This window comes from Streptomyces sp. NPDC059900 (genome assembly GCF_050270335.1).
Taxonomy (GTDB): Bacteria; Actinomycetota; Actinomycetes; order Streptomycetales; family Streptomycetaceae; genus Streptomyces.
In genome coordinates this window covers 1-20,353 of the sequence record NZ_JBNNJZ010000102.1, presented here as the reverse complement: position 1 = coordinate 20,353, position 20,353 = coordinate 1, and the positions used below count along the sequence as shown (strand labels likewise).

Genomic DNA, 20,353 nt, shown 5'->3' with positions numbered 1-20,353 from the left:
TTTGTTGTTTGCTCTTTTGTGTTTGGTGTGGTGGTCTGGTCGGGGGTTGTCTGTTTTGCTTCGCGGGGGGTTGTGTGGGGTTTCCTTTTTTGTCGTCGGGACACGGGGCTTTGGCGGTTCCCCCACGTCCTGTTCGTGCACGGGTGTTACTGCAGGAAGCTGTCGATGGGTGCGTCGTTGAATTCCGTCGCGCCCGCCGTGGTGATGCCGCCGGCCGAGCCGGGCAGCCGCAGCCCGCCTGCCGCGCTCACATACAGGTCGGCCCTTTTGTCGCCGTCCGTGTCGCGCAGCCGTACCAGGCCGCCGAACTGGTCGTCGGCCCGCAGCGGACCCGGCACGCCGGGGGTGTTGCGGGCGAACCACTGCGATCCGGTGCCGGACAGGCCGCTCGCCCGGCCCTTGAAGACGTGCACGCCGCCCGCGTTGTTCTTGCCGTCGATTTCCTCGTCCCGCACGCCGACCGCGAGATCCGCGTAGCCGTCTGCGTTGACGTCGCCCGCCGAGACGGATGAGCCGAACTGGTCGTAGTTCTCCGGGGATCCGGCGACGCCACTGGTCGACTGGGTCAGGCGGGCGCTGCGGGACGGGCCGCCGGAGGCGCCGTACCAGACGCTGACGCGGCCCTGTTGCTTGGAGTAGACGGAGGTGCCGACGGCGATGTCACCGTAGCCGTCCTTGTCGAAGTCGGCGATGACGCCGTCGCCGCCGCGATCAGCGCTGCCGCCGTTGCCGGACTGCGACTCAAGACGCAGGCTCTTGCCCGGGGCGAGCGAGCTCGTGCCGCCCTTGATGAACCAGACGTCGGAGGCCATGGACTCGGGGCTGACCACATCGCCGATGATCGCGAGGTCGGTCTTCTTGTCGCCGTCGACCTTGCCGGAGATCAGGGCCGAGGCGTAGAAGGCCGTCGTCTTGTCGAGCTTGGTCACGGCGCCGGTGGTGCCGGAGCGCTTGAGCGGGCCGCGGTAGACGTAGGTCATGGCTTCGTTGATGACGGCCAGGTCCTGCTTGCCGTCGCCGTTGAAGTCGCCGGTCGCCAGGTCCTTGCCCATGTAGTTGTGGGCGCCGGGGTTCTTGTTCGGCAGGGTCGTGCCCTTGGAGAGGCCGGAGGCCGAGCCCCACAGGAGGGTCACGGCTCCCTGGTCGGCGCCGTGGGAGCCGTTCTCGCCGTTCGCCGCCACCGCGAGGTCGCCGTATCCGTCGCCGTCGAAGTCCGCGGCGGCCCGTACCTCGCCGAACATGTCGTCGACCTCGTCGGCGCCGGGCACTCCGGGGCTCCCCTGGGTGATGCGCTGCCGTGTCGAGCCGGGCCCGGCAGCGGTCCCGAATATCACGCTGACGCCACCGCCCCCTCGCGCGCTGAAGCTCGGGTACGCGTAGTCGCGGTAGCCGTCGCCGTTGAAGTCATCGCCGTGCTTCGCGGGCGCGGCGCTCGCTGCCGCGGCGGGCAGGGCGAGGGGGACCAGGCCCGCCACCAGGAAGGCGGCGAGAGTGGTCGTTGCGGGGATGCGCATGGGTGTCGGAGGTCCTTGTGGGTCGGGGGCGGCGCGGGTGAAGGAGCGCAGGCGGTGGGGACGACCGGCGGTCCGGGCGCCGCAGCGGGGTGCGTGGCCTGGTGGTACGTGGGCGCCGCGCCGTTCACCGGGAGCTGTACCGGGTCACGCGTGGGGTCGGCGATCAAGAGACACGTAACGGCGCCGAAGGGTTGTACGCGGCGCGCAGGAACCTCGTAACTGCATGTCAGAGGTTGTTTCCTCCAGGTATTTCGTCCTGGAGCGTCAACTATGGCCCGGTATCTGAGGCGCCGATATCAGGCGTCCCCTTCTGGGCCGACATGGCGCAGGACCGTTTCGTGCTCGCCCGTCGCGACCAGTCCGGCGATGACTTCGACCATCGACGGCACACCCGCGTCGCGGACGATGAGGCCGTCCCAGCACCACCAGTAGTCGCCCTCCGGCTCGCCTGCCCGGCGCTGGCGGTCCATGATCCGGTGTACCTCGTCGAGCGTGAATACCGTTCCCGACCAGCGGTCGCCGTCGTCGCGGATCACCCACATGTCCACATTGCAGACCTCGTCGATGTCCTCTCCCGCGTCGGGGACGAAACAGATCTCGTATCCCTCACGCCTGACCCGGTAGAAGGGTCCGTCCCACATGTCCGCTCCCCGCATGACGAAGCCGTCCGCCAGGTTCCCCCGTGGCGGACGGCTTGCGTTCGTGTGTCCAGAGATCAGAGTCGGTGCAGGCGACAAGGTGCTCTAACCACTGAGCTACGCCGGCCCGAAGCCGACGACGGGAATCGAACCCGCGACCGCCCCAATATGAGTGGAAGTAGCCCGCTCCTGCGCACCTGGACGACTCCACCGTAGCGATCGGCACACCTCGGTGCACTTCAATATCGGTGCACTCCGATATCCGTACGGGGTGCTGGTCAGGTGCTGCTGCCGTTCGAGCGGCCGAAGAGTTCGATCTCGGCTATCGCCACCTGCTTCTTCGCGGAGGCCGCGTGGGCGGATTCGACGGTGAAGCGGACGCGGGTGACCTCGCCGACCCGGAAGGAGCGGCGCTGGCCGCCCGGGCCCGGGTCCAGGGTGATGTCCCGGGTCGCGGTGGAGCCGTCCTTCTTGGTGACCTCGGCCTTGACCCGGTGCGGCAGGGCCGACTTGCCGAGTTCGTCGGCGCGGGTCGAGACGCCCGGTGTGATGATGACGTCCAGCAGGCGGGTGGGCTGGGTGAAGCGGACTTCTATCCACTCGCCCTGGCCCGACTCCGCGACGCCCGGGCCCCACCAGGTGTTGTTGAGCTTGTCGAAGGCCAGTTTCGCCCCATGGCCCTCGTAGTCGTTCGAGGAGCGGATCCCGTCCGGCTCGACCGGGGCGCGCTTGGCGAAGTGGTCGCGCGTGGCCTGGATTCCGTCGGAGAGGTTCACCGCCACGAAGACGAGCAGCGCCAGGACGATCGCCCAGGTGATCCAGGTGCCGATGTTGTCGAACACGCGGCGCAGGCGGGGGCGTTCGCCCGCCCAGGGCGTCTGGTTGCGCCCCGGCCCCATGACGCGGCGCCACCAGGGCAGTGGCCCGGGTGTCTGGTCGGCGCTCTGCGCGAGCGGCATGGCGCAGCGGACGCAGAAGTGGCGGTCGGGGCGGTTGGGGGTGGAGCACCACTGGCACGGCGGGCCGTTGTTCGGCTGCGGTGCCTGGCCGGGGACGCGTACATGCGGGCGTTCCGCGTCGGGGCGGCCGGGCAGGACCGGGCTCACCGCCGCGGGCGGCGGGGCCGCCACCGGGTCGGCGACGGGCACCAGGAGGGAGTGGATCGTGTCCGGGCCCGGGGTGTACGCGGGCGGCACCGGGTCGTTGGGCGCCGTGTCCGTCAGGTCCGGGTCATCGGGGCGGTGTCGGGGCGATGGGGCGCCCGGTGCGGGGTTCCTCTCCGCGGTGGCCGCGGGCTCCGGCGGCGCGGCCCGGCGGGGCAGGCCGGAGTCGGTCGCGGCCCGCACGCCGGGGGCCTGGTTCGGCACCGGACCGGCGGCGGGGGCCGCCGGGGCAGCGCCCGCCGGGCCTGCTGCAGGGGGCGCCGTACGGTCCGGGCGCGCGAAGCCGTCCCAGCCGGACGCGGGCCCGGAGCCGGCCTGGGCAGCCTGGTTCGCGGCGCTCCCGGAGCCCGCGCGCGCCGCCGGGTCCGCGGCCTGCGCCGCTCCCGTGCGCGCCCCGGCCGCGTCCCAGCTGAGGACGGCGCCGCAGGCGTCGCAGAACGACTGACCGGGTTCCACGCGGGCGTCGCACTCGGTGCAGTTCTGCCTGGTCATGACTCCAGATTCCTTTCGGCGGATGTGTCCGCAGGGGCTGTGGTGGCTGTGATGGCTGTGACCGTGACTGAGTACGGCATGTGGGCCGGGCGGGCCGCCGCCACGAGCGTGTCCAGGCGGTGGGTGTCCGCCGGGGTCGGGTCGGGCAGCCGGAGCGTCACGTTCAGGTGGGGGCGGGGTTTGCCGGGGACCGGGCCGCGGGGGCGGGCGCTCCATGCCGCGCCGCCGCTTTCGGTGATCTCCGGTGCGGTGCCGAACGCCAGGCGCACCGCCTCCGACAGGCCCTGCCGTGTGCCCCGTACCCGGTGCAGTGCGGCCGCGGCGGCGACGGCGGCGCGCAGCCGGGCCTCGGACTCGATGCCGTCCGTTTCGGCGCCCACCCAGATGCTGAGCCACTGGGCGAAGTCGAGCGGGGTGAGCGCGGGGTCGAAGTAGGTGTCCAGGCAGTCCAGGACGTGCAGGATCGGCGCGAGGACCTCGTCGAGGCCCGCGACGAACTTCTGGGCCAGGTCGTCGTCGGCGAAGACAGCCGGGAGCATCAGGCCGATGGGCGCGGAGGAGCCGAGGCCGTCGATCGAGCCCCTCATGAGCGGCCCTGCGCGGGGTGCGGGGAAGTCCTCACGAGGCGTCCCCGATCACTCGTACGCGGTGGTCGAAGGAGAACACCAGGGCGGAGGGCTCCAGGTCGATGCGGTCGGTGCGGTCGCCGCGCTTGCCGGTCAGGGGGTCGGCCGGGTGCAGGACGACCTCGTCGACCAGTTCCACGCCGGGCACCCGCTGGAGGACCGCGAAGATCTCGCCCGCCTGGACGGGGCGGCCGAAAGGCCAGCCTCTGCCGTCGGCGCCGCCGGTGAGCGGGTCGAGGTGGCGGTAGATGGCGTCATGGGCGGCGCGCCGTACGCGGTCGGTCTCCACGCCGCGGAAGGCGTGCACCGTGGAGACCACCGTGATGCCCTGGTAGTACGGCGGGCCCACCGCGAGGCGGGTGCCGATGAGGCGGCGCTCGTCGAGGTGTCGGGTGATGCGCTCCAACAGGGCGTCACCGGGCACGAGTTGCTCGAACCGCAGCCGCCCGCCCGGGTCGGGCACGGCCTGCGGCACGACCAGGACGCGCACCGCGTGCGCGCCGTAGTCGTCGACCTTGCCCTCCAGGCACATGATGCGGGCGGTCTCCGGAGCCGCGCGGCGGGCGAGTTCCTCGTAGTCGCGCAGGGTCACGGCGCGCTCCTGGGCGCGCAGCGTGATGGGGGCGCGGGCCTTGGCCTCCTCGATGGTCTCGCCGTCGACCCCGCTGTGCGCGGCTTCCCGGTTGACGACCGCGGTGATGTACGGGATGGAGGAGCGCAGCACGCTCAGGGCGCCGCGGGCCACGTTGCCTGCCCGGCCGCCTCCGGTGCGGTAGCGGCGGGCGCGGATGACGGAGCCCTTGGGGGCGACCTTGCCGTACTGGCGCAGGGTGCCGTCGGCTTCGCGGACGGCGGGGCCGAAGGCGATGTCGCCGGTGGTCGCGTCCAGGGTGATGTGCCGGTCGTCGGGGCGGGATTCGGCGAAGTGGCGCACCACCTGCCAGTCCTCCCAGCCGTTGTGCTCGGCGGTCTGGAGCAGCACCGGCGGGTCGTCGCCGACGACGGGCGCGTGGGCGAGCCGCAGCCGCTGGCCGGGCAGGCCGGTGGCCTCGCCGAGCGCCTCGTCGTACACGGTGTCCGCGTGGACGACGCCGGTGGTGCCGCCGATGGTGCAGGCGTCGCTGGAGCGCACGGTCGGCGAGGTGGTGTAGAAGGGCTGGTCGGCTGCGGGTTCGGTGACGCGGCAGCGCAGCCAGCCCGCCTCGTGGCCGCCGTTGCGGGACAGGACGTGGCCGCCGGGGACGTGCAGGACGACGTCGCCGGGTTTGTTGAGGCCGCCGGTGCCGTCGCTGTGCACCTCGCACGTCTGCCAGCCGTCCGCCGTCCATGCCTCCCAGACCAGCGGGGGTTGGCGGGGGTCGACGCCGACGCCGTCGACGCGGCTGTCGAGTTCGAGGGCGACCGCGCAGTGCGGGACGGCGGCGGTCAGGCCGAAGAGAAGGCTGTCGCCGGGCCGGGGAGCCTCGGAGAAGCACATCACGTCGCTGCCTTCGGCGAGGTCGGCGGTGCGGTCGGTGACGGGTTCGCCGGGGTGCTGCACCATCAGGTGCCGCAGCATGCACGGGACGATCTGCAGGGCGTCCTCGGTGGCGAAGACGACGGCGTCCTCGGTCTCGGTGCGCAGCGTGGTCACCTCGGTGCCGACGGGCACGGCCACCGGCTCCTCGCGGGGTGCGGACAGCCAGAACGTGACGTCGGTGCGCGCGGCCGACGGCGGGAACAGGGTGATGCCGACCAGGTCGAGGAAGGCCAGGTGGTTCTTCTCCGGGACGCGGTTGAGGCGGTAGACGATCTGGTCCGCCATGTGCGCGACCGTCTCGACGAGGGTGACTCCGGGGTCGGAGACGTTGTGGTCGGTCCACTCCGGGGCGCGCTGTTGTATGTAGCGCTTGGCGTCGTCGACGAACTGCTGGAAGCGGCGGTCGTCGAGGTTGGGGCTCTGCAGGGGCATCAGCGGTCGTCGCTTTCGGGGAAGGCACCGGGGCCGTCGGACGTCTCCGCGGCTCCCGGTTCCTCGTGGGAGGGAATGACGTAGAAGGGGAAGACGAGGCTGCGCGGGTTGTTCGTGCCGCGGATCGCGTAGCGCACGTCGATGAACAGCACGTTCTGGTCCTCGCCCGCGGTGACGTCGACCTCGTGCACCTCGATGCGCGGCTCCCAGCGGTCCAGGCTCAGATACACCTCGTGCTGGATGCGGCCCGCGGTCTGTTCGTTGACCGGCGCGAACACCAGGTCGTGGATGGCGCAGCCGAACTCGGGGCGCATCGGCCGTTCGCCGGGGGCGGTCGCAAGGACGAGCCGGATGGCCTCCTCGACCTCGCGCTCCCCGCTGACCAGGGCGATGCCTCCGGTGGGGCCGATGCGCAGCGGGAACGCCCAGCCGGAGCCGACGAACTGTTCGGCCATCAGGAAATCACCGGTCCTTGTTTGGTGCGGGCGCGTGGGCGCGTGGGCGTGCGGGTCATCAGAAGGGCAGGGGTTTGCGGTTGACCAGGACCACGCCGTTCAGCCCGATGTTGGTCGAGTTCAGGGCCATCGTGGCGCCGGAGGTGAGCGCCATCGCCCCGACGGTGTTCACCGTGACCCCGCCGGTCGCGATGAGGGAGGCCATGCCGGCCGCCCGTACGTTGAAGAACGACGTGTTGACGCTGAATCCGCCGCCGCCCGCGTTCACGTTGACGGCGCTCCCGGCCCGCAGGCTGAGCATTCCGCCGCTCTGGATGGACACATTGCGCTTGGCGCTCAGCGTGAGGTCCGTCCCCGCCCGGACGGTCACGGAGCGGCTGCCCTTGATGGTGACCGAGCCCTTGCTGTCGACGGTGATCTCGGTCTTGGCGCGGTCCAGATTGACGATCAGCTTGTCGTCTCCGGTGGAGACCTTCACGCCACGGTTGGTGCCCACGCGCTGGCTGAGCAGGTCGACGCGGTTGCCGGTGCGGTCGGAGATGGTGTGCCTGCTGGCCTGGTTGCGCGCCCCGGAGTACAGCGGGGCCTTGTTCCGGGTCGGCTTGTCCTTGCCGTTGTAGAGCCCGCCGATGACGAACGGGTGGTCGAGCGCGCCCCGGTCGAAGCCGACGAGGACCTCGTCGCCCACGTCGAGGGGGAAAATGCCGCCGCCGCGCTTCCCGCCCAGCTGCACACAGCGCGTCCAGTCACTGACGTACGTGTCGTCGAGCCACGGGAACTTCAGCTTCACACGGGCCTGTTCGTCCTTGGTGTCGACGTCGGTGACGACGGCGTTGGCCACACCGGGCAGCCGCGGCGCGCTCTCCGTACCGCCCGAGGTGAGCCCGTACAGGGAGCGCCACTGGCGGCCGCTGACCGTCACCCAGGACTCGTAGCGCTGCCCGTTGCCGAACACGTGCCGCACGGAGGTCGTCGTGTACTTGCCCTGGAAGGGCCAGCCGACCTCGGCGAGCGCCACCGGCACGCCGGGACGCAGCTTGGGGTTGCCGTGGACGACGACCTCCAGCTCGGAGAACGAGGAGGACACGTCGTCGAAGAGCCCGTCGGCGGCGTGCTTGGCCTCGGGCCCCTTGTCGTAGGGCAGCGACGTCTGCACGAGCTTGGTCTTCTTGAAGGCGGCCGCGGCCTTCTTCGGCGAGGAGCCGATGGAGAAGACGGGGTTGTTGGCGCGGCGCGAGGTCTCCACGATCTCCCGCGCGTTGGCGACGTCGTAGCCGCGTACCTCCACCTCGGCCACCTGGTCGGCGGCGGTCACGGAGGTCCGCAGGCGCAGGATGTCGGTCCCGGACTTCAGGACGAGCGGGTTCTTCGCGCTGCGCGCGCCGCTCGGCGAGGGCGCGCCCGACGAGGGCTTCGGCGAGACGAAGTTGAACTTGCCCTTGGCGTCGAGGGACATCACCATCTTGTTCTCGTCCGCGAGGCGGGCGATGAAGTCCCAGTCGGTGACGTTGGCCTGGCTGATGAACTCGTAGCTGCCCTTGGAGGATTCGATCTTCCCGATGGGTACGCCCGCGAGCCCGGCCAGCTTCTTGACGATCGAGGACGCGGTCTCGTTCGCGTACGCGACCACGCGGCGCCTGCGCAGGAACCGGTGCCCGAGGTCGTAGCCGCGGATGACGGTGAAGGAGCCGGTGCCGTCGTAGTCGGCCTCCAGGGCGGTGACCTCGCCGGTGAGGAGCGGTTCGCCGGAGCCCTGCCCGTCGGCCACTGGGGTCAGCACCACCTCGGTGCCGAATTTGACGCCCAGCTCCTTGAGGAGCAGGCGGTGCGGGTCACGGAAGGTGAGCCGGAACGCTGCGGGCACCCCGGCGCCCTGGTCGACCCAGCCGTCGACGAACATCCGGGCGTGCTCGGCGGTGAGCTTCTTCCCGCCGAGCTGCACCTTCATGACACTGGAGAAGGCTGTGTCGGCCATCAGCGACCCACCTCCTGCGCCGCGGGCAGCACGAGCTCCGTACCGGTCCTGAGGGTCGAGGGGTCGTCGATCCCGTTGGCCTCGGCGATGGCCCGCCACACCGTGGCGTCGCCGTACTCGCGCCAGGCAAGGGACTGGAGCGAGTCCCCCGCGACCACCCGGTGCACGCTCTGCGCGGTGAGCGCGCCGGAGGTCGGGTTCTGCCCCGGGGCGTCGCGCGGGATCTCGTGGAGCCGCAGCTGGCAGGTGGCCCTGATGGGTACGCCCGAGGTGCCGAAGAGGGTGTAGGAGGCGTCGACGGAGGAGACGTAGGCGACGAACCGTGCCGTCTTGAACGACCCCCACTGGAAGATCACCCACGGCGGCGACGGCTGGTCGGCCTTCTTGCTCTTGGCGGTCACCCCGCAGCAGTCGAGGAGCGTCTGCACCTTCTTCAGGACTTCGTTGCTCGTCGGCCGGTCGGAGGAGTCGAGGAAGATCTCCAACCCCATCTCGCGCTGCTCCGAGCCCATGAACTCCGGCATCGCGCCGTCACGGTTGTCCGCGGTCGGCGTCACCGTCCAATTGGCGCGGCGTCCGATGGTCAGCTGCGCCGGGTTGAAGTCGAACTTGAACGTCTTGATGAGCCCGCCCGGCGTGGTGCTGGTGCCGACGGGAGGCTCGTGGATGGCGAGGCTTGCGCGAACGAGGCTCTTGCCGGCGCCTGTGCTCTTGGGCATGTGGGTGTCTCCTGCTGCTCTCTCCGGACTCCCGGGTCACTGGGGCCCCGGACCCTTTGCTGGCTTCCGGTCCCTCAGTCCGTGAACCCGTGGTGGGCGATCTCCAGGACCTCCGTGGCGACGGCCGGGCTGCTCGGGTCGAGCCGGGGCCCCTGCCAGCTCACGGGGAGCACGTCGATCAGGCCCCAGCGCGCCACCTCCGACCCGTCCGCGCGCAGCGCCGATATCTGGGCGGTGGGCCGTTTGATCCCCGTCTGCACGGAGGAGATCCACTTGGCGACCTTCGTGGTGTCCGGAGTGAGGGGGCGGGTGAGCCGGATGGTGGAGAAGGTGACGCGGGAAGGCAGTTGCCAGACGAACCCGTTGTTCCCGCCCTCCTGGCGTTGCTCGATCTCCACCTGGGAGGAAAGGCCCTCGCACCCGTTGAAGAAGCCGAGGCTCTGGCCGTCGATGGACAGGCTGAACCAGATCGTGGAACCCGGGTCCTGGCGGGGCATCGCGGGTGGGCCTTTCTGTCGATGCTGTGGGTGATGCGGGTGGTGCGGGTGGTGCGGGTGTTGCTGCTTTTACGGCGGCGGGGCGTACGGTCAGCGGCGGTCGTCGCGGAGCCTGCCGATCCGTTCGCGGTCCATGCGGAGTTCGGTGCGTACGAGGCGCGTGATGCGGCCGATCAAGCGGTGCGCGAGTTCGTCGAGCTGGAAGTCCGAGAGGTCCTTCGGGTCGAAGGTCCCCTTGGGCACTCGCGTGTAGTCGGGCGGCGGTTCGCTGCTGGAGGCGGCGGAGGTCACCGAGGCCGTGTTCCTGTCGGGCGGGAACGGCAACGGGTCGTCCTGGACCGTCTCCTGCTCCCGCTCCTGCTCTTGCCGGCTCGGCTGGTCCCTGCTGCCCGGCCACATCCGGGCCAGAGCGTTCGCGGCGGTGGCACCGGCGGCGGCCGCGAGCGTCTCGGTGGCCGAGCGGGTCGCCGAGCGCGTCGCCGAGCGGAGACCTCGCTGAACGACGGGACCCGCGCCGGGGCCTGCGGGAGTGGCTCTGCCCGTGCGGGCGATGGGCAGGGGCTGGGCGGACATCGCCGGGAACGGCGCCGAGGGGGCGACCAGGCGGGCTACGGGGAGGGGCGGCCGGAGAGCGGTGCGGCGTGCTGCCGTCGGGGCGGTGGGCTTGGCGGGCCGCCGGGTCGACGCGGCCGGTTCGGTGAGGCGTTGGACCGGCAACGCCGCCGGAGTGTCGGCAGGTGTCGCTGCGATCTGCCTTGGGGCAGGCGAAGGCGCAGGCGCCGAGTCGGGTACAGCTCGTTGTACCGGCGGCACCGTCGAGCCGGTGGGGCGTGGCGTCGCGGAGGTCGGCTTCGTCGGTCCGTTGACGGTGGCTCGCTGGACCGGCAGCTCGGTGGGCATCGAAGGAACCGGTGCGGGAGCGGGTCCGGTGGGCGGACTGGCGGTGACGGCCCGCTGGACCGGCAGGGGCGTCGGGGCGGTGGGGGTCGCGTGCTCCTGTGAGGGGGCAGGGGCGGTGTGGGCTTGGGGTGTGACGGCTCGCTGGACGGGGGGCATCGTCGGGCCCGTGGGCCCGGGCGACGCGGGCACTCCCTCTCCCTTCGGAACGTCCGTGCGCGGCGCCGGATTCGACGGCGGTGCGGACGAGGCGGGCGGGTTGGGCGCGCTGGATGCGGTGGTCTGCTGCGTTGGCGCGGGAGTGTGGGGGCGCGTGTCGCCGGTCGGCGTGAGGGGCGGGTTGGAGGAGACGGCGCGCTGGACCGGGGGCTGAGCCGGACGGTCGTTGCCGGGTGACGGGGCAGACCCCTGCCGCAGCGAGTCCGTGAGCGGTACGGCGCCCGGAGGCGGTGTGGTGATCGGCGCGCCGAGTGGCACGCGGCTGCGCTGGGCGGGCCGGGTGACGGGCGCGGTGGAGCGCTGGACCGTGGGCGCGGGCGGGGTGACGGCCTGGTTCGGCGTGGCGGGGGTGGGGGGTGGTGTAGCCGAAGTCGGTGTGGGCGTGGGCGCCTTGGGCATGACGTCGGACGTGACCGGGGCGCCGAGGCCCGGGCGGGGGGCCTTTCGGGAGGCGCTGCGCTGGACCGTCGCGGGCCGGGGCATCGCGGACGGCCGGGGCGCGGCCGGATGAGCAGTCTCCCCCGTGACAGATGAGTTGCTGGGCTCTGTACGCGAAATGCCGTCGCCCGTAAGGGTGTTACTCACCGCCGCTCGCGAGTCGGAGTCCCCCGTAGGCGTGGCGGGCGGGGCGGACTCAGCACGGCTATCCGCACTCCGGGCCACGCGCTGCACCACCGGTCCCGCAGCAGACGCCCCACTGCGATCAGTCGGCATCGCAGCGGCCGGTGAGGCGGTCCCCGCCGTAGCGGCAGGTGGCGTCGCGGCAGCCGACGAAGCGTCCGGCTGTGAGGCACGCGGGGCGGACCCAGCACGACTCTGCACCGCCGGTCCCGCAGCAGACTGCCCATTACGGTCAGTCGGCACCGCGGCGGTACCCGCCGAAGCGGCACGGGGCGTCACGGACGCCGACGAAGCACCCGACTCAGAGGCACGCGGGGCGGACTCGACACGGCCATCCGCACTCCGAGCCGCCCGCTGCACCACCGGCCCCACAGCGGTACCCACCGTAGCGGCAGGGGGCGTCGCAGCAGCCGACGCAGCACCCGGCCCAGAGGCACGCGGGGCCGACTCAACACGACTCTGCACCGCCGGTCCCACAGCAGACTGCCCACGGCGGTCAGTCGGCATTGTTGCGGCCGGTGAGGCCTGACCCGCCGAAGCGGCAGGGGGCGTCGCGGCAGCCGACGCAGCGTCCGACTGTGAGGCACGCGGGGCAGACTCAACACGGCCATCCGCACTCCGGGCGACCCGCTGCACCACCGGTCCCGCAGCAGACGGTGCGCCAGCACCCGCCGAAGCGGCACGGGACGCCACGGCAGCCGACGAAGCGTCCGGCTGTGAGGCACGCGGGGCGGACTCAACACGGCCATCCGCACTCCGAGCCGCCCGCTGCACCACCGGCCCCACAGCGGCCGGTGCGCCAGCACCCGCCAAACCGACACCGGGCGTCACAGCAGCCGACGAAACACCCGGCCCAGAGACACGCGGGGTCGACTCAACACGGCGATCCACACTCCGGGCCGCCCGCTGCACCACCGGCCCCGCAGCAGACGACCCGCTGCGGTCAGCCGGCATCGCGGCGGCCGGTGCAGCGGTACCCGCCGAAGCGGCAGCCGACGCAGCGCCCGGATGAGACGCGGACGAAGCGACCGTGGCCGCCCCGGCCCCCAACGGCGATGAGGGAGAGGGGACTTCCCCTCCCCCAGCATCCGACGAAGCCCCGCCGCTCGCGGCAACCGCGGCAACCGGCGCAGTCCCCCGCCGGGCCACCGGCAGCACGCGGCGCTGCACCGCCGTAGGCGCGACCGGTGCCCTGGTCAGGGCGGGTGGCCGCGTGGCGTCCAGGGAGGCGGCGGGGGCTACGCGTACCCCGCGGGCCGGTGCGGGAGCCGGCGTGGCAGCGCTCGGTGCGCGGGACGGCGTGACCGCCGGCGTCCCGCTCCCCTCCTGCAAGGCACGCGAGCGCTGCCCGGTCTGGGGCACAGGGCCTGGTTGGCCGGAACCCCGTGCTTCAGGACTCCGTGACCGCTGGGCGCCAGGCACCCCGGGTACCCCAGAATTGCCGCCAGTCGCTCCCGCATTCCGCGCCCCGGCGAGCGCAGCACGCTGCACCGGGGCGGGCGAGGCCACCGGCGCCTGCCCCGGCCGCCGCGCAGACGACAGCCCCGTACCGCCAACTCCCGTGCGGGGGGCGAAAGATGCTGCCATGCCCGGCCGTCCGGCAGACCCTTGGGGAAGAGAGCGCCCGGCGGTCTGCCCCGCCCCGGATGCCTCCGGAGCGGCGGCAGGTGTCGCCGCCCGCTGCACCTCCCGCAACGGCGCCACCGGCATCGGCCGAGCCGCCGGAGGCGGTGACGACGGCGTCCAGGGCGCCGCGCCCGCGGCCCTCTCAAGGCCCGTCACCGGCCGCGCGGTGGCACTCAGCGCACCGGACGACGCCGAGGAAGAGGAGGAGGCGGCGGCGGAGTGCAGGCTGCTCGACCTCGCCGCGTCCAGGATTCCGGTGCGGGCGGACGTCGCCGCGAAGGAGGGGTTCTGCCACGTCGGCAGCCGCATGCCGAACGCTGAGTCCGCGACGCCGGACCCGCCCTCGCGCACGGCCCGCTGGATCGGCGGCAGCCCGGACCACGCGCCCGGCATCGCACCGGCGTCAGCGGGCGCACCCCCCGGCGCGGAACCACCCGCCGACGGTGGCGCGCCCGGCGAGCCGCCGCCCCCGGCACCCGCATCGTCAGCGCCTGCGGGCGCACCCGCGCCCGCACCCGCACCCCGCCCCCGCAACCGCTCGAAGAACCCCACTCCTCAGCCCTCCGCCCCGGCGAGCGTCACGAAGGACGCGATCTGGTCCGCATAGCGGCGGCGGTCGTGGTGTTCCAGGTCCAGGATCGTCTCCAGGTTCCAGTGGAAGTGATAGGCGACGTACGCGATCTCCTCGTGCAGTCGGTCGGTCGCGTACGTCACGATTCCCCCAGGCGGCTCCCGCCGAGTTCCACCTCGAACGGCTCGGAGCAGTGCGGGCACTGCACGGCGGCGCGGGTGTGTCCCTCGGCGTTGATCTGGCGGTAGAAGTCCTGGAGGAAGGCGAGGTCGGAGGCGAACAGGTTCTCCACCGTCCCGTCGTGCACCGACGCCAGCGTGCCCAGACGCGTGATGACCCGGCCCAGGAGCACCACCGACAGGTACGCCGGGTTCTCCTGGACGCGGACATCGCGCAGCGGGACCAGTTCGTCCCGCGCGGTCGACAGGCGCATCACGCCGTCGCGGTGCACGGTGCCCGCCTCGTCCACGTATCCGCGCGGCAGTTGGAAGGGGTACTCCGTGCGCAGAACCTGAGCCCGCGGTGCGGTGTCGGTCTGAGCGGCGGGGGGAGCCTGAGCGGGGGACTCCGCTCCCCCCGCCACGTTCTGGGTGGTGGCCGGGGGCGCCGCGACGGCCGCGCCCGCGTCCGGCGTGCCGACAGCCTTGCGGCGCATTACTCGATGACCAGTTCTTCGAAGACGATGGTCACGGTCTCGGTGAGCACGGCGGCCTCGCCGGCCTTCAGGCTGCTGGCGTCGATCTTGCTGCACCAGGCGTTGCGCAGGTTGTAGCGCTTCACCGGATTGTCCTCGTAATCCATCATGATGATGGAGGCGTTCTTGCGGGCCGTGCTCATGCGGCCGGTGATCGAGTCGTTGATCCACTGCGTGAACGCGGACGACTGGGTCATGCCGCGCACCACGGTGCACTGCCCGTTCTTCTGCACGCCGGGCAGGATGGCGGTCTCGATCTTGCCCTGGGCGGTGTTCTGCTGGCTGACGATGATGTCCTGTTCGAGGGTCAGGCCGCTGACCTCCTGGAGGTACTCGACCATCACACCGTCGATCTGGAGACCGAAGTTGTGTGAAGTGAGGGAGTCACCCTGCATGAGACTCATGGAATCGCTGTCCTTTTAACGCTTCGTGTCAACGCTTCGTGGCGATGGCGTACGACGGTGGTGGAGGCGGGGGCTGGGCGTGCCGGCGGATGGCCTACTCGTCCAACTCCCCGCTCCCGCTGGAGAACTGCGCCAGCCGGAAGATCACGAACTCCGCGGGCTTGACCGGGGCGACGCCGATCTCGCACACGACCCGGCCCAGGTCGACCGACTCCGGCGGGTTGGTCTCCTCGTCGCACTTGACGTAGAACGCCTCCTCGGGCCGCTGGCCGAAGAGCGCGCCATTTCGCCACTCGGTGACCAGGAACGCCGAGATGTTGCGCCGGATGCGGGCCCACAGCGCGTGGTCGTTCGGCTCGAACACCACCCACTGGGTGCCGATCAGGATCGACTCCTCCAGGTAGTTGAAGTACCGGCGGATGTTCAGGTAGCGCCACTCGGGGTCGGAGGCCAGGGTGCGCGCGCCCCAGACGCGGATGCCGCGGCCGGGGAAGGCGCGGATGCAGTTGACGCCGATGGGGTTGAGCAGGTCCTGCTCGCCGCGGGTGATTTGGAGCTCCAGGTCGACCGCGCCGCGTACGACCTCGTTGGCGGGCGCCTTGTGCACGCCGCGCTCGGAGTCGTTGCGGGCCCAGATTCCGGCGATGTGGCCGCTGGGCGGCATCATGCGGGCCTTGCCGGATGCCGGGTCGAAGGTCTTGAGCCAGGGGTAGTAGAGGGCGGCGTACTTGGAGTCGTAGCCGGCCGTCTCCTGGCGCCACACCCGTATCTGACGGGCGTTCAGGCTGGGCGGGGGGTCGATGACCGCGACGCGGTCGCCCATCAGCTCGCAGTGCGCGATGAGGCCGAGCTGGACGGCCTTGACGGCCTCCAGGTCGATCGCGCCCCGCTGGTAGGCGGCCATGAGGTCGGGGACCGCCACCATGGAGATCTCGTCGATCGCCTCCAGGCCGCCGAAGCCGGTGCGGTCTGCGGAATCGCCGAGGTACTGGGCCGGGCCGGGGTGCGAGGTTTCGTCCTGCTCGACGGGCGCGGACGCGGGTACGGGGGCCGGGGCGGGCGGCGCGGGCAGGGCGACGGTCTGGTTCTCCGGGCGGGTGAGCTGCGCGCCGGACGCGTTCTCCGTCACGGTGATGAGCTTGGAGCGCTCCTTGACCTGGGTGACGACGTAGGTCCGGTTGCCCTTCTTGGCGCTCACGTCGAAGGTCTCGACCGGCTTGTCGCCGCTCTTGACGATCAGCTTGAAGCGCTCGGCGGGGCCTTCGCCCTCGGGGTCGGCGACCTCGACGCTCAGCGGGCCGTTCGCGCCCTGGCCGGTGGCGGCCACGGAGAAGGCGCCGAGCTGCTTGGGTTCGGCGGCGGGCAGGGCCGGTGCGGGTGCCGAGCCGTTCACCGCGGCGGGGGTCTTGCCGTCCGCCGCCGCCCCTGCCGAGCCCTCGGCGGAGCCGCCCACGCGGACCACGTAGGCGGCGGATCCGCCGTTGTTGAAGAAGCCGTAGACCGAGTGGGCCAGGTAGTAGCCGTCGGTGAAGTCGCCGAAGGCGGCGACGTACTGGGTCCAGTTGGTCACCAGCGTGGGCTCGTTCAGCGGTCCGGACGACGCGAGTCCGACGAAGGCCGCCACCGAGGTCCCCACCCCCTCGATCGGGCGCGAACCGCCGGACACCTCCTCGACGTAGACGCCGGGCGACAAGTAGGACGGCATGCTCTGCTCTCCTCGGGGTACGAGACGGGACGTCTCAAGGCTGGTCGGCGCGGCCCGCCGGCGGAATGTCCTCCGGTGCCAGTTGCCGGGCAACGTCTTTGCCCCCAGAGGCAGTTCCGGAGGGGGCGGCCCCGGGTCCTGCTTGTTCAAGGTCCGGCCTTTTGCCCGTATGGCTGCCCTTGAGGCCCTGGCCGGGAGGGCGTCGGCCGGGCAAGGCTGGTGGATCAGCTCTGCCTCGCGCCGAAGGGAACGTCGTGCACGTACACGGAAGACAGGGCCAACGGGCCGACGACCAGCGCGAAGCACGCCAGGCGGGGAAACCGGGCAAACCGAGCACCCCGGCCGGGCAGTTGCTGAAACTACAGGGTCAGGCCGGCAACCTGGCCGTGTCACGCGCCCTGGAAGAGACGCAGCACGCCCACGGCCCCGGTTGTGGCCATGCCCGGACGCCCACCGGGGATCCGGCCGTCCAGCGCCGGATGGACCCGGAGGAGACGACGTCCGCCAGGGACGCCGACCTCCAGCGGCGGTCGACCCTGGCGGCCGGTATCGCTTCTCCCGGCCGCCCCCTGGAGTCGCGCATCCGGGACAAGGCGGAGCGCGTGTACCCGATGAAGTTCGACCATGTGCAGTGGCACGACGGTCCGGTGGCACAGCGGGCGGCCCGGGAATTCGGGGCGCAGGCCCTGACCGTCGGCCCGCACATCCTGGCGGCGGAGCCGAACCTGCCGGACGAGGTGAAGCTCCACGAGGTCGACCACACGTACCAGAACGCGATGGGCGACGTGGCGGGGACCGCCGACGGTGCGGGCACGAAGGTGTCGAGCCCGCACGATCCGTACGAGGTGTCGGCCGCCTCGAACGGCAAGAAGGTCGCCCAGGGGGGAACACCCGACCTGTCACTGCCGGGGCGGCCCGCACCGGTCCAGCGGAGCACCATCGACGCAGACACCGCCGCGGGAACCGACCACGCCGTGCAGCGCTATGCCGTGGTGCGCCCCGGCGATGACGGCTACCCGGAGAGGGGACGGCAGAGCCCCGGCGGTACGCGGACCACCGTGCCGCAGGGAGACTTCCTCGACGAGAGCGGCGCCGACTTCTTCCCCGGTCAGAACATGAAGTCACGGCTCGTCCGTAAACCGACCGGGGAAGAAGTCGAAAAGGACAGTTACGTCGACGCATCCGGCAAGCCCAACATCGTCTACAACGGCTTGGTACCGCTGAAGATCTCGGACAACCTGGACCTGGCGGTGGAGCACACCGGGGACGGCCGTCAGGCCAAGATGTTCTTCGCGACGGACCAGCAGATCGGCCGGGCGAACGAGAAGCTCGGCGGCCGGGTGAAGATGGAGCGGTCGGGAAGCCACTACCTGTCCATCAATGTCGGCGACACCACCAAGACGCTCTGGCGGGTCCAGCCCGTGGTGACGCGTCCCGGGAAGAAGTCGTCGGATGAAGGGGCCGTCACCCGCGGCCTCGCAGCAACATTGCCGCAGCGCTGCAACTCGATAGCGAACAGGATCTCCGGACAGGGAATGCTCCCCGACGTCGGCACGGATGCCTATTTCCATGCGCTCGGCGGCATCCTGTCCGACGTCAAGTCCAAGCTCTCGCTCAAAATGGTGCCGACCGCCAAGGATTACGACAAGGCCAAGGCTGAGCTCGACGGCAACAAACCCAAGACGGTGGAGAAGTTCACCCAGGTCATGCAGCGTCTGATCGAGGGTGTCCTGTCCCATCGCGGTGAGCCACGGCTCGAAGAGGCGCTCAAGCGGCGTGGGTTGAATCAGTACACGCCTCCGGCCGAGATCGGCGACGTCCTGATGACCAAGACGCAGGCTCCAGAACGTGGCGGACCCCGTGAGTTCGACTTCCACTTCACCACCGCCGTGGCGACGAGCGGCTCGGACTCCGTCACGATGGAGAACTACGCCCGCGGCGAGGAGGAGAAGACTCTGAGCAGCGGAGACCAGCAGTGGTTCTTCTCCATGAACGGCACGGCGAAGAGCGGTCAGTCGTTCCACGAGCAATGGGGCCACTTGGACCGCGACGGGCGGGTTCGCCTGACCATCCTCATGAGGGGGGCCTGAAGTCCGGTCCGGAGGAGAGAAGTTCGGCAGGGGACGGGTGGACCCCTGCCGCTGCCCCTCCAGGCAACCAGGTCTGCCCGGCGGACTCCTGACGGTCCGCGCGGGCCCTTCTAGCGTCGAGGCGTGAGCCTATGGACTTCTCTGGAACCCGCCTCCGCGACCGTCGACCCCGGCAGCAGCACCACGGTGCGTCTGAAGGTGCGCAACACCGGTGACATCGTCGACGAGTACCGCTTCGAACCGGTCGGTGATCTCTCGCCCTGGACCAGGGTGGAGCCGCCGTCGCTGCGGCTCTATCCGGGGACGACCGGCACGGTGGAGCTGACGTTCGCGCCGCCGCGGACGCCGGACGCGACCGCGGGACCCAATCCGTACGCGGTGCGGATCACGCCGACCGAGCACCCGGACGCCGTGACCGTGCCCGAGGGCAATCTCACCATCACCCCGTTCACCGAGGTGCGCGCCGAGCTGGTGCCGCCGACGGTCAAGGGCCGCTTCCGGGGGCGGCCCCGGCTCGCGGTGGACAACCTCGGCAACACCAAGGTCACCGCCTCGCTCAGCGGCAGCGACACCGGGGACCGGCTCTCGTACGACTTGCAGCCCAGCAATATCCAGGTCGAGCCGGGCCGGGCCGCGTTCGTGAGGACGACGTTGCGGCCCCGGCAGATCACCTGGTTCGGGTCCAAGCAGGAGCAGCCCTACACGCTGGCCGTACGGCGCTCCGGCACCGAACCGATGGACGTGGACGGCACCTTCGTGCAGCGCGGGATCCTGCCGGGCTGGCTGGCCACCACCTTCGGGCTGCTCCTCGCGCTCGCCATCGCGTTCGTCGTGGTCTGGCTGACGTACAAGCCGCAGGTCAAGAGCGTGGCGCGGGAGAAGCCGGTGGAGGCGGGCAAGATCGCGCCGTCCAGTCCGCCGCCTCCCATCAGCAGTCCGCCGCCCTCACCCGAGGAGAAGCCGGAGGACGACGAGAAGAAGGAGCCCGAAGGCGGCGGTTCGGGCGGCGGCGGTGGCGGGGGCGGAGGCGGCGGTGACAAGCCCCCGAAGCCGAAGAAGGAGACCGCGGCCGACGCGGTGCGCAAGGTCGCCGAGCGCAGCGAGGGCCGCCACATCTGCTACCGGGCCTTCGTCGCGGGCAGCGGCTGGCAGGACCCGGTGTGCGACGGCGCCGAGGCCGGCACGGTCGGCAAGCGCACGCCCATCAAGGCCCTGAACATCGCGGTGGTCAACACCGGGGGCGTCAGCGGCACCGGTGCCTGGGTGGGCGAAGGGTGGCGCAAGGAGATCCCGTGGGCGGAGGTGGAGGACGGGAAGAACATGTACTTCGGCAGTTCGAAGAGCGCCGATCCCGCCCTGGAGGGATACACCTTCAAGGTCCTCGACGGCGTGGTGTGCAGCGACGCCCGGGTGAGGAACGAGCAGTGGATGGGCCGGGTGTGCACCGACCCCGGCGGGTGGAAGTACCACGGGAGCCCGATCGAGCAGTACAAGGC

18 protein-coding genes are annotated in these 20,353 nt (G+C 71.3%); 4 read left to right on the top strand and 14 right to left on the bottom strand.

Going from position 1 to position 20,353, the window contains the following annotated elements:
- Nucleotides 1-146 precede the first annotated feature (146 nt).
- The 10 genes from ACQKIP_RS16860 to ACQKIP_RS16815 all read right to left on the bottom strand — a co-directional run bounded on the left by ACQKIP_RS16860 (nt 147) and on the right by ACQKIP_RS16815 (nt 10,747).
- Nucleotides 147-1,514 (bottom strand): FG-GAP and VCBS repeat-containing protein, encoded by a 1,368-nt coding sequence (locus ACQKIP_RS16860; RefSeq protein ID WP_365864077.1) that lies wholly within the window; start codon nt 1,512-1,514, stop codon nt 147-149.
- Nucleotides 1,515-1,810: 296 nt separating this feature from the next.
- Entirely contained in the window at nt 1,811-2,155 is a 345-nt protein-coding gene (locus ACQKIP_RS16855; RefSeq protein ID WP_365864076.1) for a hypothetical protein, read from the bottom strand.
- Between the two features lie 275 nt (nt 2,156-2,430).
- The gene (locus ACQKIP_RS16850; protein ID WP_365864074.1) at nt 2,431-3,807 is read right to left on the bottom strand and encodes an NADase-type glycan-binding domain-containing protein; all 1,377 of its coding nucleotides are present in this window, start codon (nt 3,805-3,807) and stop codon (nt 2,431-2,433) included.
- The gene (locus ACQKIP_RS16845; RefSeq protein WP_365864072.1) at nt 3,804-4,394 is read right to left on the bottom strand and encodes a phage tail protein; all 591 of its coding nucleotides are present in this window, start codon (nt 4,392-4,394) and stop codon (nt 3,804-3,806) included. Before ACQKIP_RS16845 ends, ACQKIP_RS16850 begins: the two co-directional genes overlap by 4 nt.
- A gap of 31 nt (nt 4,395-4,425) precedes the next feature.
- Complete coding sequence (locus tag ACQKIP_RS16840; protein ID WP_365864070.1) at nt 4,426-6,384, bottom strand: putative baseplate assembly protein; 1,959 nt, start codon at nt 6,382-6,384, stop codon at nt 4,426-4,428.
- On the bottom strand, nt 6,384-6,839 hold the full coding sequence (locus tag ACQKIP_RS16835) for a GPW/gp25 family protein (protein WP_365864068.1): 456 nt from the start codon (nt 6,837-6,839) through the stop codon (nt 6,384-6,386). Before ACQKIP_RS16835 ends, ACQKIP_RS16840 begins: the two co-directional genes overlap by 1 nt.
- Nucleotides 6,840-6,897: 58 nt before the next feature.
- On the bottom strand, nt 6,898-8,814 hold the full coding sequence (locus tag ACQKIP_RS16830) for a VgrG-related protein (RefSeq protein WP_365864066.1): 1,917 nt from the start codon (nt 8,812-8,814) through the stop codon (nt 6,898-6,900).
- Nucleotides 8,814-9,533, bottom strand: a complete 720-nt coding sequence (locus ACQKIP_RS16825) for a LysM peptidoglycan-binding domain-containing protein (protein WP_365864064.1) — start codon at nt 9,531-9,533, stop codon at nt 8,814-8,816. The genes ACQKIP_RS16830 and ACQKIP_RS16825 overlap by 1 nt, the downstream gene beginning before the upstream one ends.
- A gap of 74 nt (nt 9,534-9,607) precedes the next feature.
- A complete protein-coding gene (locus ACQKIP_RS16820) occupies nt 9,608-10,030 on the bottom strand; it encodes a phage tail protein (protein WP_365864063.1) in 423 nt (140 codons plus the stop codon).
- Between the two features lie 90 nt (nt 10,031-10,120).
- Entirely contained in the window at nt 10,121-10,747 is a 627-nt protein-coding gene (locus tag ACQKIP_RS16815; RefSeq protein ID WP_365864062.1) for a hypothetical protein, read from the bottom strand.
- Nucleotides 10,748-11,351: 604 nt separating this feature from the next.
- Between ACQKIP_RS16815 and ACQKIP_RS16810 the strand changes: the two genes are divergently transcribed.
- A complete protein-coding gene (locus ACQKIP_RS16810; protein ID WP_365864061.1) occupies nt 11,352-11,657 on the top strand; it encodes a hypothetical protein in 306 nt (101 codons plus the stop codon).
- A gap of 1,695 nt (nt 11,658-13,352) precedes the next feature.
- Nucleotides 13,353-14,000, top strand: coding sequence for a hypothetical protein (locus ACQKIP_RS16805; RefSeq protein ID WP_365864060.1), 648 nt, complete (start codon nt 13,353-13,355; stop codon nt 13,998-14,000).
- Here the strand turns inward: ACQKIP_RS16805 and ACQKIP_RS16800 are convergent.
- The 4 genes from ACQKIP_RS16800 to ACQKIP_RS16785 form a co-directional block, all read right to left on the bottom strand.
- Complete coding sequence (locus tag ACQKIP_RS16800) at nt 13,949-14,107, bottom strand: DUF6760 family protein (protein ID WP_361195977.1); 159 nt, start codon at nt 14,105-14,107, stop codon at nt 13,949-13,951. The genes ACQKIP_RS16805 and ACQKIP_RS16800 overlap by 52 nt on opposite strands.
- Nucleotides 14,104-14,619, bottom strand: coding sequence for a hypothetical protein (locus tag ACQKIP_RS16795; protein ID WP_365864058.1), 516 nt, complete (start codon nt 14,617-14,619; stop codon nt 14,104-14,106). The genes ACQKIP_RS16800 and ACQKIP_RS16795 overlap by 4 nt, the downstream gene beginning before the upstream one ends.
- Complete coding sequence (locus ACQKIP_RS16790; RefSeq protein ID WP_361195981.1) at nt 14,619-15,062, bottom strand: phage tail protein; 444 nt, start codon at nt 15,060-15,062, stop codon at nt 14,619-14,621. Before ACQKIP_RS16790 ends, ACQKIP_RS16795 begins: the two co-directional genes overlap by 1 nt.
- A gap of 94 nt (nt 15,063-15,156) precedes the next feature.
- Nucleotides 15,157-16,767, bottom strand: a complete 1,611-nt coding sequence (locus ACQKIP_RS16785; protein WP_365864055.1) for a phage tail sheath subtilisin-like domain-containing protein — start codon at nt 16,765-16,767, stop codon at nt 15,157-15,159.
- A gap of 254 nt (nt 16,768-17,021) precedes the next feature.
- Here ACQKIP_RS16785 and ACQKIP_RS16780 point away from each other — a divergent pair, with 254 nt between their 5' ends.
- Nucleotides 17,022-18,857: a DUF4157 domain-containing protein gene (locus tag ACQKIP_RS16780; protein ID WP_365864053.1), complete on the top strand. Its 1,836-nt coding sequence runs from the start codon at nt 17,022-17,024 to the stop codon at nt 18,855-18,857.
- Nucleotides 18,858-18,980: 123 nt separating this feature from the next.
- Nucleotides 18,981-20,353 (top strand): hydrolase (locus tag ACQKIP_RS16775; protein WP_427743303.1); only part of this gene is annotated, 1,373 nt, incomplete at its 3' end.

Excerpts from the sequence above, each read along its gene's own strand:
- ACQKIP_RS16840 (WP_365864070.1), bottom strand. The coding sequence starts at position 6,384 with ATGCCCCTGCAGAGCCCCAACCTCGACGACCGCCGCTTCCAGCAGTTC.
- ACQKIP_RS16845 (WP_365864072.1), bottom strand. The coding sequence starts at position 4,394 with ATGAGGGGCTCGATCGACGGCCTCGGCTCCTCCGCGCCCATCGGCCTG.
- ACQKIP_RS16850 (WP_365864074.1), bottom strand. The coding sequence starts at position 3,807 with ATGACCAGGCAGAACTGCACCGAGTGCGACGCCCGCGTGGAACCCGGT.
- ACQKIP_RS16860 (WP_365864077.1), bottom strand. The coding sequence starts at position 1,514 with ATGCGCATCCCCGCAACGACCACTCTCGCCGCCTTCCTGGTGGCGGGC.
- ACQKIP_RS16805 (WP_365864060.1), top strand. The coding sequence starts at position 13,353 with ATGCCCGGCCGTCCGGCAGACCCTTGGGGAAGAGAGCGCCCGGCGGTC.
- ACQKIP_RS16820 (WP_365864063.1), bottom strand. The coding sequence starts at position 10,030 with ATGCCCCGCCAGGACCCGGGTTCCACGATCTGGTTCAGCCTGTCCATC.
- ACQKIP_RS16830 (WP_365864066.1), bottom strand. The coding sequence starts at position 8,814 with ATGGCCGACACAGCCTTCTCCAGTGTCATGAAGGTGCAGCTCGGCGGG.
- ACQKIP_RS16790 (WP_361195981.1), bottom strand. The coding sequence starts at position 15,062 with ATGAGTCTCATGCAGGGTGACTCCCTCACTTCACACAACTTCGGTCTC.
- ACQKIP_RS16855 (WP_365864076.1), bottom strand. The coding sequence starts at position 2,155 with ATGTGGGACGGACCCTTCTACCGGGTCAGGCGTGAGGGATACGAGATC.
- ACQKIP_RS16825 (WP_365864064.1), bottom strand. The coding sequence starts at position 9,533 with ATGCCCAAGAGCACAGGCGCCGGCAAGAGCCTCGTTCGCGCAAGCCTC.
- ACQKIP_RS16785 (WP_365864055.1), bottom strand. The coding sequence starts at position 16,767 with ATGCCGTCCTACTTGTCGCCCGGCGTCTACGTCGAGGAGGTGTCCGGC.
- ACQKIP_RS16795 (WP_365864058.1), bottom strand. The coding sequence starts at position 14,619 with ATGCGCCGCAAGGCTGTCGGCACGCCGGACGCGGGCGCGGCCGTCGCG.
- ACQKIP_RS16835 (WP_365864068.1), bottom strand. The coding sequence starts at position 6,839 with ATGGCCGAACAGTTCGTCGGCTCCGGCTGGGCGTTCCCGCTGCGCATC.